The sequence below is a fragment of the Bacteroides sedimenti genome (assembly GCF_040365225.1).
GTDB lineage: Bacteria > Bacteroidota > Bacteroidia > Bacteroidales > Bacteroidaceae > Bacteroides > Bacteroides sedimenti.
This window is the reverse complement of sequence record NZ_AP028055.1, coordinates 629808-646468: the sequence shown is the minus strand read 5'-3', so window position 1 is coordinate 646468 and position 16661 is coordinate 629808. Positions and strand designations below refer to the sequence as shown.

Sequence of the window (16661 nt, the reverse complement as noted above, 5' to 3'; positions counted from 1 at the left end):
GTAAGCATAAAAATAAAAGATTGTGTTATTATGAAATATTGTGCACTTCTGGCACTTATAACTATATTCTTCCCCGCTGCAATCATGGCTCAGGGAACGGCTAAAGTATCGGGAATAGTGATGGATCAGGATAATAATCCGATCGAAATAGCAAGCGTGCGGGTTGAAGGGCAAGTTATTGGAACCGTCACTGACCTGAAAGGGCATTACTCAATTACTGTAGCTTCAAAAGACAGCGTTGTATTAATATATTCCATGCTGGGATATAATACAAAAAAACGGGTCCTTAGAAATCCACATGGAGAAATCACACTGAATGTTGTATTGCTTAATACCGGCATCGAACTTGGTGAGGTAACAGTCACTGAAACGAAACGGCAGACTGGAATGACTGAAAAAATAAAGCCAAAAGGGTCCAAGCTAATGCCAGATGCCTCGGGAGGAAATATTGAATCGCTTATTGCGACACAAGCCGGAGTAAGCTCTCACAACGAACTAAGTTCTCAATACAATGTCCGGGGAGGAAGTTTTGACGAGAACATCGTTTATGTAAACGGCGTGGAAATATATCGTCCGTTACTCATCCGTTCCGGACAGCAAGAGGGGCTTAGCTTTATCAATCCGGACATGGTTCAGGATATTGGATTCTCATCTGGTGGATACGAAGCTAAATACGGGGACAAGATGTCGTCTGTTCTGGATATCACTTACAAGAAACCGGAAAAAATGGAAGGTGCTGTTTCGGCTAGCCTTCTCGGAGCGAATGTATATGCAGGATATGGAAACAAGCATTTTTCAATGACTCATGGTATTCGATATAAAACCAATCGTTATCTACTTGGAAGCCTTGAAACAAAAGGGGAATACGATCCTAGTTTCCTTGATTATCAGACTTATCTGAATTGGATGCCCAACAAAAGATGGGAGTTTGGATTCATAGGAAATATTTCGCAAAACAAATACAATTTTACGCCTAAGGATCGTTCCACTAAATTCGGGACTATAGCTTCCGTTCAGGAATTTAAGGTATACTTCGGCGGTCAGGAAAAAGATTTATTCCAGACCTATTTTGGATCGGGAAGCGTGACTTACCACTTGAATTCATATAATAACGTATCTTTGATAGGGTCGGCGTTCAGAACCAAAGAAAAGGAAACATACGATATTACGGGGCAATACTGGCTAAGTTCGCTTGACGGTAGCACTTCTAACGAAAGCGGGTCGGAAACCGTGGGAGTGGGAACTTACATGGAACATGCGCGAAACTACCTGAGGGCGGATGTAAGAAGCCTTACTTTTACCGGGAACCACCTGATTAAAAGAAACCAAATTAAATGGGGAATCGAATTAAAAAAAGAGATAATAAAAGATAAGCTCCGGGAATGGGAAATGAGAGATTCTGCAGGGTACTCTCTTCCACGAAGCAGCAACAGTGTAGAATTAATCTACAGTCTGGCATCGAAAAATGAGATTAATAGCAACCGCTATTCTTTCTATGCACAGGATACTTATAAATTTTCATCCGAAATGGGGCTGTTTACACTCAATGCTGGAGTAAGAGGCAGCTACTGGAACTGGAATAAAGAATTTATCTTTAGTCCACGTGTTTCTTTCGCCCTGATTCCCGGATTTAATGAAGATCTCACCTTCCGGGCTGCCACCGGAATCTATTATCAGGCTCCATTCTACAAAGAATTTCGTGATACGACCTCTGTTGAAGGAAATACGATTGTTACGCTGAACAGAAACATTAAATCACAGCAATCCATTCATTATGTTCTTGCAGGTGATTATAAATTCCGGGCATTGGGAAGACCCTTCAAATTTACTACCGAGATGTATTTTAAGAAGTTGAACAACCTAGTGCCATACAATATTGATAATGTGCGCATAAGCTATTATGGCAAAAATATATCGTCGGGATATGCGGCAGGGCTTGACATGAAACTGTTCGGAGAGTTTGTAACAGGTACCGATTCATGGCTTTGCCTTTCACTAATGCAAACTGAAGAAAAGATAAACGGAAAATGGATTCCACGTCCTACCGACCAGCGATACAATATTTCTTTATACTTCAGTGATTATTTTCCCGGAAACAAGAAATGGAAAATGAATCTGAAGGCATGCTGGGCAGATGGTCTTCCTTTTGGTCCTCCGCATTCAGGAATGGAAAAAATGGTGTTCCGCACTCCTCCCTACAGAAGAGTGGATATAGGTATGTCGAGACAATTAATCGACAATGAAGATAATACGTATAGAGGCCGAATAAGCAGACATATCCGCAACATGTGGTTAGGGGTTGATGTTTTCAATTTGTTAGGTATAAATAACGTAAACTCATATTATTGGGTGACAGACGTCTATAATAACCAGTATGCGGTACCTAATTACCTGACATCTCGTCAGATTAACGTCCGATTACTTTTGGAGTTTTAACGGTAACAGCACCTAAATAAATGCTGAAATATTTCTTTATTAAGAAGTAATTGACTTTCTTTGTACTCTTTTATGATATAGATATACACAATATAAACTATATATACTAATAATAAAATAGAATAGTCATGAAGATTTCACACATTGAACATTTGGGTATTGCCGTTAATAGCATCGAAGAAGCTTTACCTTATTATGAAAATGTTTTAGGTTTAAAATGCTACAACATCGAAGTGGTTGAAGACCAAAAGGTTAAAACTGCTTTTCTAAAAGTTGGAGACGTTAAAATTGAGCTTCTAGAACCTACCAGCCCTGAAAGTACAATTGCTAAATTCATTGAAAACAAAGGTGTAGGTGTACATCATCTTGCATTTGCTGTTGAAGATGGAGTTGCAAATGCTTTAGCTGAAATGGAAGGCAATGGAATTCGCCTGATTGACAAAGCACCTCGCAAGGGAGCTGAAGGTCTGCAAATTGCATTCCTACATCCAAAATCTACTTTGGGTGTTCTGACTGAACTCTGTGAACAATAAATTATTAACTTTAACATAATAAATTCATGAGTAATCAACTTGAAAAAGTAAAAGAGCTTATAGAACTACGTACTCAAGCTCGCTTAGGTGGTGGTGAAAAAGCAATTGAAAAACAACACGCGAAAGGAAAATACACTGCCCGTGAGCGTATTGCTCAGTTATTAGACGAAGGAAGTTTTGAAGAGATGGATATGTTTGTGAAACACAGATGTACCAACTTTGGACAAGAAAAGAAATCATTCCTCGGTGATGGTGTTGTAACCGGATACGGAACTATCGAAGGAAGATTAGTATATGTTTTTGCACAGGATTTCACCGTATTTGGTGGTTCTCTTTCTGAAACAATGGCACAAAAGATCTGCAAAGTGATGGATCAGGCCATGAAAATGGGTGCGCCGGTAATTGGTATTAATGACTCGGGTGGTGCTCGTATTCAGGAAGGTATCAACGCACTGGGAGGTTACGCTGAAATTTTCCAACGTAACATTCTGGCTTCAGGTGTAGTTCCTCAGATTTCAGGTATCTTTGGTCCTTGTGCCGGTGGTGCCGTTTATTCTCCTGCATTGACAGACTTTACACTGATGATGGAAGGAACTTCTTACATGTTCCTTACTGGTCCGAAAGTAGTTAAGACTGTAACAGGTGAAGATGTTTCTCAGGAAGATCTGGGAGGTGCAAGTGTTCACTCTTCTAAATCGGGTGTTACTCACTTCACTGCAAAAACAGAAGAAGAAGGTTTAGGAATTATCCGCAAGCTGCTTAGCTACATTCCTCAGAACAACCTGGAAGAAGCTCCGCTTGTTACATGTGATGATCCAATCGACCGTCTGGAAGATTCATTGAATGACATTATTCCTGATAGCCCCAATAAACCTTACGATATGTACGAGGTAATCGGTGCAATCATTGATAATGGTGAATTCCTTGAAATCCAGAAAGACTACGCAAAGAACATCATCATCGGTTTTGCACGTTTCAACGGACAATCAGTAGGTGTTGTTGCAAATCAGCCTAAATATCTGGCAGGTGTGCTCGATAGCAATGCATCACGTAAAGCCGGACGTTTCGTTCGTTTCTGCGATGCATTCAATATTCCATTGGTAACATTGGTTGACGTTCCTGGATTCTTACCAGGTACAGGACAGGAATATAACGGTGTAATTCTTCACGGAGCTAAACTGTTGTATGCTTACGGTGAAGCCACAGTTCCTAAAGTAACAGTTACATTAAGAAAATCATATGGTGGTTCTCACATCGTAATGAGCTGCAAGCAACTTCGCGGTGACATGAACTATGCATGGCCAACATCAGAAATTGCCGTAATGGGTGGTGCTGGTGCAGTTGAAGTATTGTATGCTAAGGAAGCTAAGGAAGCAGAAGATCCAAATGCATTCATGGCAGAAAAAGAAGCTGAATACACCAAGCTGTTTGCAAACCCATACAATGCTGCAAAATATGGTTATATCGATGATGTAATTGAGCCTAGAAACACTCGTTTCCGCATTATCCGTGCTCTGCAACAATTACAGACTAAGAAATTGACCAACCCTGCTAAAAAGCATGGTAATATTCCATTATAAGTAACTATAAACAGATAAGTTATGAACAAATTAAATAAAGGGGTATTAATCATCACTTTGCTTGCAGGAAGCATTGGCGCAAATGCACAAAATTTCCGTCAGGATGACTCTGCAGGCATTGGCATGACCATTATTGCTATGGTTGCAATTTTCCTTGGCTTAATCCTTCTTTATCTGGTATTCAAAATCATTGCTGACGTAGCTGTTAAGCTATCAAAGAAGAATGCTATGAAGGCTCAGGGAATTACAGATAAGAATGTTGCTAAGGAAAAGGCCATCGGCTCAGAGTCCGGTGAGGTTTTTGCTGCTATTGCAATGGCATTGCACGAATTTCAGGACAATGTACATGACGTGGAAGACACTGTATTAACCATCAACAAGGTTAAACGTAACTATTCTCCATGGAGTTCTAAGATTTATACTTTAACTGAAACCCCGCGTAGACGTTAAAAGCATTTTAATATTAATTCTTAATTCAAAAAAGATGAAACAATATAAATATAAAATCAATGGAAACCTCTATAAAGTTACGGTTAATGACATTGATGAAAACAACATCGCTACAGTTGAAGTAAACGGTACACCTTATACAGTAGAAATTGAAAAAACTGTAGCTCCAAAACCTGTAACACGTCCGGCTGCCGCTCCAAAAACAGAAAGTGGCAAACCTGTAGTGGCTCGTCCAACAGCTGCAACAAACAAATATGCTGTTAAATCTCCGCTTCCTGGAATCATCCTGGATATTAAAGTGAAAGTAGGCGACACAGTGAAGAAAGGACAAACTGTTCTTATTCTTGAAGCTATGAAGATGGAAAACAATATCCATGCAGAAAAGGATGGAAAAGTTACCGCTATTAACGTAAATAATGGAGATTCTGTTCTTGAAGGAACTGATCTCATCGTAATTGAATAATAGTATGGGAGGACTTGGAACATTTTTAACTAATAACTTTGCTGACTTCTGGAGTTATACAGGATTCGCGAACGCAACGCCATGGACATTTGTAATGATGCTTGTCGGAGTGTGCCTTATCTATCTGGCAGTCAAAAAAGATTTTGAACCGATGTTGCTGATTCCGATCGGATTCGGCATTCTGATTGGTAATATACCTTTCACTATCGGTGGAGATTTTGATCTATACTCGGATGGTTCTGTACTCAATGTTCTCTATCAAGGGTTAGAAAGCGGATGGTATCTGCCTCTGATTCTATTAGGCATTGGTGCCATGACAGATTTTTCTGCTCTGATTTCAAATCCGAAGTTAATGTTGGTTGGTGCAGCTGCCCAGTTAGGTATATTCGGTGCGTACATTCTTGCAATGGTGTTGGGACTTGATCCTACTCAAGCTGCAGGAATTGGAACAATTGGAGGCGCAAACGGAGCAATTGCAATTTTCCTTGCATCGAAATTATCTCCTGAACTTATTGGAGCAATAGCTGTTTCAGTTTATATGTACATAGCTCTTATTCCGAAAATTCAACCTATGATTATGCGGTTATTGACCAATGAGAACGAAAGAACAATCAAGATGAAACCGGCACGTCAGGTTTCACACACTGAAAAGGTGATGTTCCCGATTATCGGATTGTTGCTGACTTGCTTATTGATTCCAGCTGCACTTCCATTACTTGGAATGTTGTTCTTTGGAAACTTGCTGAAGGAAAGCGGCGTGACTCGTCGTTTAGCTGAAGCTGCAAGCGGAATATTACTCGATATCGTGACAATCTTCTTAGGATTGACAGTTGGTATTACAATGACTGCAAAAAGTTTCTTTACATCAGGAACTGTATATACCATCGTTTTAGGATTCCTGGCAATTGTTATTGCTACCATCGCAGGTATATTGTTCGTTAAATTGCTCAATATGTTCCTGAAGAATGGCAATAAGATTAACCCGCTTATTGGAAATGCAGGTGTTGCAGCTCCAATATCAGCACGTGTTTCGGAAGAAGTTGCTCTAGAATATGATTCGACCAACTACTTGCATATGCACGCCATGGGACCTTGCGCTGCAGGTATCATAGGTGCCGCGATTGCTGCGGGAGTATTTATTGGATTGCTGATGTAATATATCATAATCTCAAAATAGATTGGGGTTGCCTTAATACAAGGCAACCCCTTTTTTTATACAAACAGACATAATATACAATATTCTGGATGGAGAAGTTCTCAGTGAAAGACTAGTCAAATAGCATTCTTTCTGAAGAGAGGGATTCCTCATTTTGAAGCATCTCTTATATTTTAGAGAGTTCATGAAATCGTTTGCATTAACATCATCGAAAAGAAACAGAACTACAAAGTTTTCGGAGAACATTTTTGACTATATTCGCCACATATAACAACATTTATTATAACCATGAGAAAAACACTTTTAACTTTAGTCTTGTTTATAATTGCATCTACAATGAATGCAGCAAGTAAAAATATAGACAAGATTGAACCATCATTCTGGTATGTAGGGATGAAAAATCCAAAATTACAATTGATGGTATACGGAGCAAACATAGCTTCGTGGGATGTAGCCGTGAACTATCCAGGAGTAAGACTAGGCAGTGTGGTGAAACTGGAAAGCCCGAATTATCTGTTGATATACCTGTTTCTTGATGAGGAGGTAAAGCCAGGTAAAGTACAACTCACATTCACGCAAGGAAAGAAAAAAGAGATTCAATACTACGAACTTAAGGAGCGTAGCCATAAAGGAACTGAAAGAATTGGCTTCGACGCATCGGATGTACTGTATATGCTAATGCCCGATCGTTTTGCAAATGGGAATCCGGCAAATGATAATGATAACACTTTATCTCCTTCTAAAGCCGACCGAAAAGATCCGAATGCACGTCACGGTGGTGACCTTGCCGGAATATCAGAACATTTGGACTATTTTAATGAGCTTGGGGTAACAGCCTTATGGTTTACTCCGGTTCTTGAAAACAGCATGACCGGTGGTTCTTACCATGGATATGCTACTACCAACTATTATAAGGTTGACCCGCGTTTCGGAAGTAACGAAGAATATAAGAGTCTGATTGATAAAGCACATGAGAAAAAACTAAAGATTGTGATGGATATGATTTTCAACCACTGCGGTTCAGAGCATCCATGGTTGTTAGACATGCCTTCGCATGACTGGTTTAATTTCCCTGATTATGAAAAGAAATTTGTGCAAACCAATTTCAAACTTACTCCACATGTCGATCCGTATGCATCAAAATATGATTTTAAAACAATGAACGATGGCTGGTTTGTAAGATCAATGCCTGACCTTAATCAACGTAATCCACATGTACTGCGTTACCTTATCCAGAACAGCTTTTGGTGGATTGAATATGCAGGCATCGACGGTATTCGTATGGATACTTACCCCTATGCGGATTTCGATGCGATGGCGGAGTGGATGAAAGAGTTGAATGAAGAATATCCGAATTTCAATGTGGTTGGCGAATCGTGGGTCACCGAACCTGCCTATACAGCATACTGGCAAAAAGATTCTAAGTTGTCTGCACCAAGGAATTCTAATTTAAAGACCGTGATGGACTTCAGTTTCTTTGAAAAGGTAAATCAGGCAAAACATGAAGAGAGCACTGAAGACTGGAAAGGTCTGAATAGAATATACAACAATTTTGTATATGATTTCCTCTACCCTAACCCGCTTTCCGTAATGGCATTTCTGGATAACCATGATACCAACCGATTCCTGGAAGATGGACATGACATTGCTGCCTTGAAACAAGCTATTACTTTGCTTCTTACTACAAGACGAATTCCTCAAATCTATTATGGAACTGAAATCATGATGAATGGGAAAAAGGATGTCAGTGACGGAAATGTGAGAAAAGATTTTCCAGGCGGATGGAAAGATGATGCTCAAAATGCCTTTACTCGAGAAGGACGTACAACGGAACAAAATGAAGCTTTTGATTATATTAGTAAAATATTGCATTGGAGAAAAGGAAACGAAGCTATCTCGAAAGGTGGCATGACACAATTCCTTCCTCAGAACGGTATTTACGTCTATTCACGAACTTACGAAGGGAAAACAGTGATGGTTATTCTTAATGGAACCAGCAAAGAACAATCTCTTCCAATTAAGAACTATTCGGAAGTGATTAAGAACCACGTTTCGGGAAAAGACATTGTCAGTGATAAGGCAATCGATCTGACCACTGATCTGCATCTTTCACCTAGACAATCCATGATTATTGAATTATAATTATGAGAAGGAACTAACATTAATCCAGATGTTAAAGACTGAACTGCAGATTATGATTTGACAAACATATTGCATAATTAAAGAGCCATTTTCAACCTATCTTATGGATTGAAAATGGCTCTTTTAATTTGGAGAAACTGAAAATCATAACCTTCTCGGATTGAGGTTATAGAAATTCTTTCGATATTCTCATTATAAATTTTGCTAACTTACAGGAACCGGAACCGGATTGGGAGCCTCTTCTCTCTTTTCTACACTTTGATTTGCATTCGGTTCATTGTGATAAAGCAGAATTTCTTTGTGGTCACACTGAGGGTTAATTGCATTGACATCCACATTTCCTCGTATGCCCTCAATACGTCCTCGGCGTGTAAACTGCCAAATGTGCCAGTTACTTCCATCTTTTAGTTCTGGATTTCCATCGCCATACTGAGCAATAAATATTTTATAATCTTTGTATTTATCCAGCAGATATTTATTGTAAAAAGAAGGCATTGTATAGATAACAGGTTTCTTACCATAATGCGCTTCAACCTCATTTAAAAAAACCTGCAAATTCTTGTGAAAAATATCTTCAGTCCAATATCTGCATTCTTCAATGTCTACTACAGGAATAAGATCCTGAGAATCTTTACTCGCTGTCTGCTTGAAATTCTCGAACTGTTCTTCGGCAGATGAACGAGTAGTGAAATAATGGTAACTGCCTACTAAAAGGCCTTTCTGTTTAGCAAGTGTTATATTTCGTTCATAACATTCATCCTTAATGGTACTTCCTTCGGTTGCCTTTATATATACAAACTTTATTGGATTATTTTCATAATGTACCACCTTATCCCAGTCAATGGTTCCCTGATAATGAGAAACATCAATGCCGCAGATCCCTTCAACAATACGAGGAACAACAGGAGCTACATCTACAACACGAACATGCTTCTTTGCAACACGGCGGTGACGGTGTCTCTTTTTACGTGCATCAACATTCGAAGAAAACAACAGGAATATAACAGATAAGATAAGCGACAAATACTTTTTCATTTTTCATTAGTATATTAAAAACGCTGCTAAGATAAGGATTTTATCCACGGAATAACTTACGATAAAGTGTTCTTTATAATACATTTTGATTTGTTTTAGGATTTTTGGGTATTATCAAAGAACCATCTACTTAAATCTTTATAAAATGATGAAGCTATTTTCGTTAAATCGACTACTATAAATTCACGTTAATAACGCATCTTTTCTGTGAAACATCTTAAAAAGCTGATCAATGATTGAACATAAAAATTAATTAACCATATTTTATAAATATATAATTCAATATTTACTATTCGTAAGCGTCTTTTTCTTTAAATTTGTCACCAAAACAAGAGATATAATATTATACTAATATGGGCAAACAGATCTTCCAAACTGAAAACACTTCCAGATGGAAAAAGTTTAAATGGAGCATGAGGTTTATAATTTTTATTGCAGCAATACTTTTTTCTGCATTAATTATCATGCTAATCATTGATAAAACACCGACTTTACCTTTCAGACATAATTATCGAAGTGTAGTAACGGCTTCAAGACCATTCATGCAAGAAACAAAGCTTTCGAAAGAATATAAAGGATTTAGAGATTATATTTCGGATAAGAAGCTGCATACGGATTATGAAAAAGAGAAAATGAAATCACTTGCCAGGTATAATCAATTTAAGAATAACCTGACTCCAAACAGCTCAAACAAGATAATTAATAACTGGAACAGATTTCCTGCAGGCATCCGTGCAGCTTTCTATGTTGCTTGGGACCCGCAATCTTTCTTCTCTCTTAAAAGGAATATCCGTAACCTGAATCTGATAATGCCGGAGTGGTTCTTTATTGATCCGAAAACCGATGCAGTAAAAACAAATGTCGACGTGCGTGGATACAATCTGATGAGAAAAAGCGGAGTTCCAATTATGCCAATGTTAAGCAATAACTTTGAGAGGGAATTCAGACCGGAAGCTATCGGACGAATTCTGCATAATGAGCAAAAAAGGAAAAAGGTAATTAACTACGTTTTAAACGAATGTCTCAAGCACAACTTTGTTGGGATTAATCTCGATTTTGAATCATTGAATGAAAAAAGCGATGCATATCTCATTCAGTTTGTTAAAGAGTTCTCTGAAGCATTTCATGCGAAAGGACTTTTAGTGACACAGGATATTATGCCGTTTAATGAAGACTACAACATCAAAGAACTTGCAAAATACAATGATTATCTCTGTTTGATGGCATATGATGAATACTCTTCAGACAGCGACCCGGGCCCAATAAGTTCACAAAAATGGATTGAAGCCACTGTAGACGATCTGGCAGAAAAGGTCCCAGCTGAAAAGATAATTCTTGGTCTAGGAGCATTTGGCTATGATTGGCCGGCTGCAGCAAACTCAACTCCTAACGTTACATATCAACAAGCGCTTTCACGAGCTTCTGCAAGTAAATCAAAAATCATTTTTGATAATGATACTTATAACCTGAATTATGCTTATAAGGATGATAAGAACATTATTCATCAGGTATATTTCACAGATGCGGCAACCCATTTCAATACCATGCGGTTTGGAGCAGAATATGGTTTGGCTGGTTTTGGAATTTGGAGACTTGGTAGTGAAGATAGCCGGGTATGGACATACTACAACAAAGACATATCAAAAGATGGTGCGAAGAGAATCAGTAAAAAGAGTCTGGAAAATGTAACGATGGTCAATGATGTGGATTATATAGGTGATGGAGAGGTACTTGATGTACTGAATACTCCACATCCAGGCAAAATCATTACAGAAATCGACAGCACAGAAATGCTCATTGCAGAAGAACACTATATTAAAATTCCTAGTACCTATCAGGTAAGAAAATATGGGGAGGCTCCACAGACTAAGTTATTATTAACTTTTGATGATGGACCAGATGAAAAATATACTCCTCAGATTCTCGATATTCTTTCAAAGTATCACGTTCCTGCAACATTCTTCGTTGTGGGTCTGCAAGCTGAGAAAAATCTACCAATCCTCAGAAGAATTTACAATGAAGGACATTTGCTTGGTAATCACACATTTACGCATAGAAACGTAGCAACCATAACTTCGGAAAGAGCATTAATGGAGTTTAAACTTACTCGTTTATTGATTGAATGTGTAACCGGTCACAGCACAATCCTCTTCAGAGCTCCTTATAATGCTGACAGTGAACCAGTAACAATGGAGGAAATCATTCCTGTTGCCTTAGCTAGAAAACAGAATTACCTGGATATTGGTGAAAATATTGACCCTGAAGATTGGCAGGAAGGTATCACGGCGCAAACTATTTTTGAACGAGTGGTGAAAGCCGTTGAGCAAAAAAGGGGGAATATTATCCTATTGCATGACGCAGGAGGAAAAACAAGGGAAGAAACGGTAAAGGCACTTCCAATGATTATTGAGTACTTTCAGAAAAGAGGATACACTTTTACTGATCTTCCTTCAATATTGCAAAAAAGTAAAGAGCAATTAATGCCACGTGTACCTAAAGGTAGTGGTTTCTATATTATGAAGTCAAACCTGGCTCTGGCAGAACTGACTTACTGGATAGGGAATTTCCTCACTGCATTGTTCATCATATTCATTGTTTTAGGAATTGCCCGGTTAGTATTCATGATGGTACTCACAACAAGAGAGAAACGTAAAAACAAGAATATTTCTTTTGATAATAACCTGCTTGAAAATGCACCTCTTGTTTCTATAATTGTTCCGGCTTACAATGAAGAAGTGAATGCAGTTTCTTCTTTGAATAATCTGCTGAAACAGGATTATCCTAACTTTAATATCATTTTTGTAGACGATGGAAGTAAAGACGAGACTTTCAAAAGAGTTACAGAAGCATTATCAGAAAATAAAAAAATTAGAATATTCACGAAACCTAATGGAGGTAAAGCTTCTGCCTTGAATTACGGTATAATGCACACAGATGCAGACTATGTTGTTTGTATAGATGCAGATACTAAGTTGTATCCAAACGCTGTTTCATTAATGATGATGCATTTTTTGGATAAAAATAGGGCTGAAAATGTCGGAGCTATTGCTGGAAACGTAAAAGTTGGTAACCAAATCAACCTGCTTACCAAATGGCAGGCAATAGAATATGTAACCAGTCAGAACTTTGATCGTTTGGCATATGCAAATATTAACGCTATAACTGTAGTTCCAGGTGCAATTGGTGCATTTAAAAAAGAAGCAATTGAATTGGCAGGAGGCTTTACTACTGATACTTTAGCTGAAGATTGTGATTTAACCATACGTATCTTAAAAGCTGGTTATACAATTGAAAATGAAAACAAAGCAATTGCTATGACCGAAGCTCCTGAAAAAATTAAGCAATTCATCAAACAACGCACCAGATGGACTTTTGGTGTAATGCAAACATTCTGGAAGCATAGAGAAACATTATTGGACAAGAAATATAAAGGATTAGGAATTTGGGCTATGCCAAATATCCTGATTTTCCAATTCTTCATACCTTTCTTCTCACCATTAGCCGATTTATTCTTGCTTTTTGGATTATTTGCCGGCAATGCTGCAAAAATAGGCCTATATTATCTGTTGTTTATGCTTGTTGACATTAGCATCTCGGTTGTTGCCTTTATCTTTGAGAAAGAGAAAGTTACAAAATTAATCTGGATCATCCCTCAAAGATTCTGCTACCGATGGATAATGTATGTTGTACTGTTTAAAAGTTTCAAGAAAGCTATAAAAGGGGAATTGCAGACTTGGGGAGTTTTAAAAAGAACTGGAAATGTGGCTGAATTGTAGCAACTTCACCCCCATAGTAGAATTAGGTATCAAAAACGTTTATGGCATGATATAGATTATAATTTATAAATACCCCAAATTTAAAGAGCCATTTTCAACCTATCTTTGGATTGAAAATGGCTCTCTTTATGATTTGACCAGTTCGATAAAGTAAGATCTGTAATCTCTTTCTTTTAGTGTCTTTTTTAGACCTATCACTATACCAAAAGAGTCTTTATTACTTCATAATTTTGGTTGTACTATATGTTCCGTCGGTATAATGAGTCCGAAGTATAAAGCATCCTTTCCCAAGATTGATATCATTTAGTTCAGATCTAGTTTTCAGGTTCTTAACCAGAATTCCATTTATTGAGAAAACATCTACACTATTTACTTCTTTATCCGAAAGAATAATATCTTCTATACCTGAAATAACAGGTACAAAATCAGTGTACAATTTAAATTCGTGAGAAGGTATCTGAACATTCTGTGTAGTCGCAGTTACTGTTATTGACGTTTTATCTAAGTAATTGTACCACGTTCCTACATGAGGGAATGTGACAGAAATATCACCTGATGTATTACTAAAATTACCGGCAACCACAACATGTTTCTGTTTATCTGCTGATTCTATGTTTATAAACCGGCCACTGTACCAATTATATGTTGCGACAAGCCAGCTGAAGGTTGAGCTTGTAGAAAACAGATCGGGATATGAATTTCTCAATGCACAAATTTTACTATAGTTATCGTACAATCCTTTTCTGGCTGTCTCATCATAATAGTTCCAAAGTACAGGTTTACGCCCTGTACGTCCATTTTCATTGATGGATACATCATATCCCAGTTCCTCAAATTGCCAAATCATCTTTGGCCCAGGAACTGTGAAAAAGAATGCAGCATTATTGGCTTCCTGCTTCATCCGCTCATCCAGGCTGTTTATCAATGAAGCTTCCCCGTATGATTTTGCTTTAAAAGCAGTCCTCTCTTCATCATGACTTTCCATATAGCCCATCAAACTAGCAGCAGGCATTGAGGTCCCATAATATAAACCAGAGAAATCACTACTTGAAGAATATCCCATGGCCGACTGACAATATGCATTATTCAAATTACGCCATAACATGGCACCATCATTTGCCAGTTCTGCTTCTTCTGTAACCACACAGAAATGTTCCAGGATTGCATATGCCTTGGGGTTAACAGACTTAATCTTATCAATATATTCTTTCAAATAAGAAATACGAGTTGCATCATAATTGGATGCTGTGCTTTCAGTACTTGACTTATCTGTGAAGCCCTTGCTTAAATCGAAACGGAAACCATCTACTTTATATTCATTCATCCAATAAGCAAGTACATTTTTGAAATATGCACGTACTTTTGGATTACTATGCTTGAAATCATTACCTACGGAATAAGGGTGAGGAGCTATTGCATTGTAAAAAGGATTATTTGCTGCAGGGCGATTGTTGACAGAATCCCAATAAAGTTTGCACCATGGAAATTGTCCCCAAGAATGGTTGAACACCACATCAAGAATAACAGCCAATCCTCTTTTATGACATTCGTCAATGAATGTTTTATAATCATTCGGCGTACCATAAGCTTTATCAGGAGCAAAATAGAAATTTGGGTTGTATCCCCAGCTATCATTCCCATCAAATTCCTGAATAGGCATCAACTCAATAGCGTTCATTCCAAGAGATTTTATATAATCAAGCTTTGCAGTCGCGGCTTTTATTGCTCCATCAGTAGTAAAGTCTCGGACAAGCAATTCATAAACCCGTAGATGCTGGGCATCAGGAGCAATAAAATTGGTGGCCTGCCAGCTATAATTGGTTTTATTAATTTTAAAAACAGCCACAGGATCTGAGGTCTTATCAAATGGATAAGGTTTTAAACCGGGATATACATCAGTAGAGATATAACCGTCATTCCATGGGTCGAGTATTTTTTCACAATAAGGATCTGCACAACGAATAGGGCTTTCCGTGGTTGAACAGAAATAATATTGAAATCCATATTCGATATTAGGATCCAATCCTGTAACTGTCTGCCACCAGCATTTATTAACATTATCCCATTTCATCTGATAATCACTACTTAATGTCCAGTTATTGAAATCACCAATCAGAAAGGCACAATCTTTGTGATTTCCACTAGTATCCTGGTCATAGAAGACAAAGGTTACCGTATTATTATCTATAATATTTATACCTTCAACTGTACCAGTTGGACGAGTAGCAGTTACTATTGGGTTGCGAACTATAACATTTGATGTAACAGATACTGTAGACAGATCATTGTTGGCAGTCGCTTTAACAACATGCGAACCAATTGAGTTAAAAGTATATGTTGCAGTCAAAGACGTTGATGCAGAATTGCTTGCTATATTAATTCCATCAACCGAGATGCTCAGATTTGAAGCAGAAGTTGCCGTTGCGGTAAATGTTGCAGTAGAACCTATCTCATAGACACCCGAAGCAGAACTTCCGGACAATGAAACATACAGGTTATTGTCTGTGACCGAAACAAATGTATCTGTAGAAATTCCCTTTAATGTACCGTTCTCATTCCGGAAAACTAGACCAATCTTTGTAATCGGTCCGGTTGCACCAAACCACTCACGAATAGTCGGGGATAGAGAAATTGACCAAGTATTGGCTGCTTCTTTAGTCATTTTACATTTATCCAGATTTGTATTCCAATCTGCAGGTACATAAAGCCAAGTTGATCCATTTATAACACCTATATGCACATAAATATCTCCGGAATAATTATACAATGGAGAGGATGAAGATGGTATAAATGTAATTTTCCCCGGCAGATCCGCATTAAGTGGTGATGGGCTGGTTGTTACAGTTCCTTGAGCAAAGCCAAGCAATGAAATGCAACATAAAATAAAAAGAAGTAATCCTTTCTTCATAATTTGTCTATTTTATAAAATCTAAATGAAAAATTCATCAAAGGTCTCTATTGGAAACTTGAAAAGTCTCTATATAAAACAACTTATCTCCAATAAAAGAATCTTAATATGCAAAGATTAACACAAATTGGGAAGCTATAATAACATCAGACATCATAGTCCTTTAAAATGAAATAAAAGGC

At 37.9% G+C, this 16661-nt stretch carries 9 protein-coding genes and 1 pseudogene; 8 read left to right on the top strand and 2 right to left on the bottom strand.

Annotated features, from left to right (window positions below):
- Positions 1–30 precede the first annotated feature (30 nt).
- The 7 genes and pseudogenes from ABWU87_RS02420 to ABWU87_RS02390 all read left to right on the top strand — a co-directional run bounded on the left by ABWU87_RS02420 (position 31) and on the right by ABWU87_RS02390 (position 8760).
- Positions 31–2436 carry a TonB-dependent receptor gene (locus ABWU87_RS02420; protein ID WP_353332956.1) on the top strand — a complete coding sequence of 802 codons (2406 nt, stop codon included), beginning with the start codon at positions 31–33 and terminating at the stop codon, positions 2434–2436.
- 128 nt (positions 2437–2564) lie between these two features.
- The gene (gene mce, locus ABWU87_RS02415; protein ID WP_353332954.1) at positions 2565–2969 is read left to right on the top strand and encodes a methylmalonyl-CoA epimerase; all 405 of its coding nucleotides are present in this window, start codon (positions 2565–2567) and stop codon (positions 2967–2969) included.
- 26 nt (positions 2970–2995) lie between these two features.
- A complete protein-coding gene (locus ABWU87_RS02410; protein WP_353332952.1) occupies positions 2996–4549 on the top strand; it encodes an acyl-CoA carboxylase subunit beta in 1554 nt (517 codons plus the stop codon).
- Between the two features lie 87 nt (positions 4550–4636).
- Positions 4637–4999, top strand: a pseudogene (locus ABWU87_RS02405) (OadG family protein); the annotation flags it as partial.
- 34 nt (positions 5000–5033) lie between these two features.
- The gene (locus ABWU87_RS02400; RefSeq protein WP_353332950.1) at positions 5034–5462 is read left to right on the top strand and encodes an acetyl-CoA carboxylase biotin carboxyl carrier protein; all 429 of its coding nucleotides are present in this window, start codon (positions 5034–5036) and stop codon (positions 5460–5462) included.
- Positions 5463–5466: 4 nt separating this feature from the next.
- Positions 5467–6618, top strand: coding sequence for a sodium ion-translocating decarboxylase subunit beta (locus ABWU87_RS02395; RefSeq protein ID WP_353332948.1), 1152 nt, complete (start codon positions 5467–5469; stop codon positions 6616–6618).
- Positions 6619–6906: 288 nt separating this feature from the next.
- Positions 6907–8760: a glycoside hydrolase family 13 protein gene (locus tag ABWU87_RS02390; protein ID WP_353332946.1), complete on the top strand. Its 1854-nt coding sequence runs from the start codon at positions 6907–6909 to the stop codon at positions 8758–8760.
- A 204-nt stretch (positions 8761–8964) separates the two neighbouring features.
- On the opposite strand, the gene ABWU87_RS02385 is transcribed toward ABWU87_RS02390, so the two are convergent.
- Positions 8965–9795: a glycoside hydrolase family 25 protein gene (locus ABWU87_RS02385; protein ID WP_353332945.1), complete on the bottom strand. Its 831-nt coding sequence runs from the start codon at positions 9793–9795 to the stop codon at positions 8965–8967.
- A gap of 353 nt (positions 9796–10148) precedes the next feature.
- On the opposite strand from ABWU87_RS02385, the gene ABWU87_RS02380 reads away from it, so the two are divergent.
- Positions 10149–13571, top strand: coding sequence for a polysaccharide deacetylase family protein (locus ABWU87_RS02380; RefSeq protein ID WP_353332943.1), 3423 nt, complete (start codon positions 10149–10151; stop codon positions 13569–13571).
- Between the two features lie 217 nt (positions 13572–13788).
- Here the strand turns inward: ABWU87_RS02380 and ABWU87_RS02375 are convergent, their stop codons facing one another.
- Positions 13789–16479 carry an alpha-amylase family glycosyl hydrolase gene (locus tag ABWU87_RS02375; protein ID WP_353332941.1) on the bottom strand — a complete coding sequence of 897 codons (2691 nt, stop codon included), beginning with the start codon at positions 16477–16479 and terminating at the stop codon, positions 13789–13791.
- Between the last annotated feature and the right edge of the window lie 182 nt (positions 16480–16661).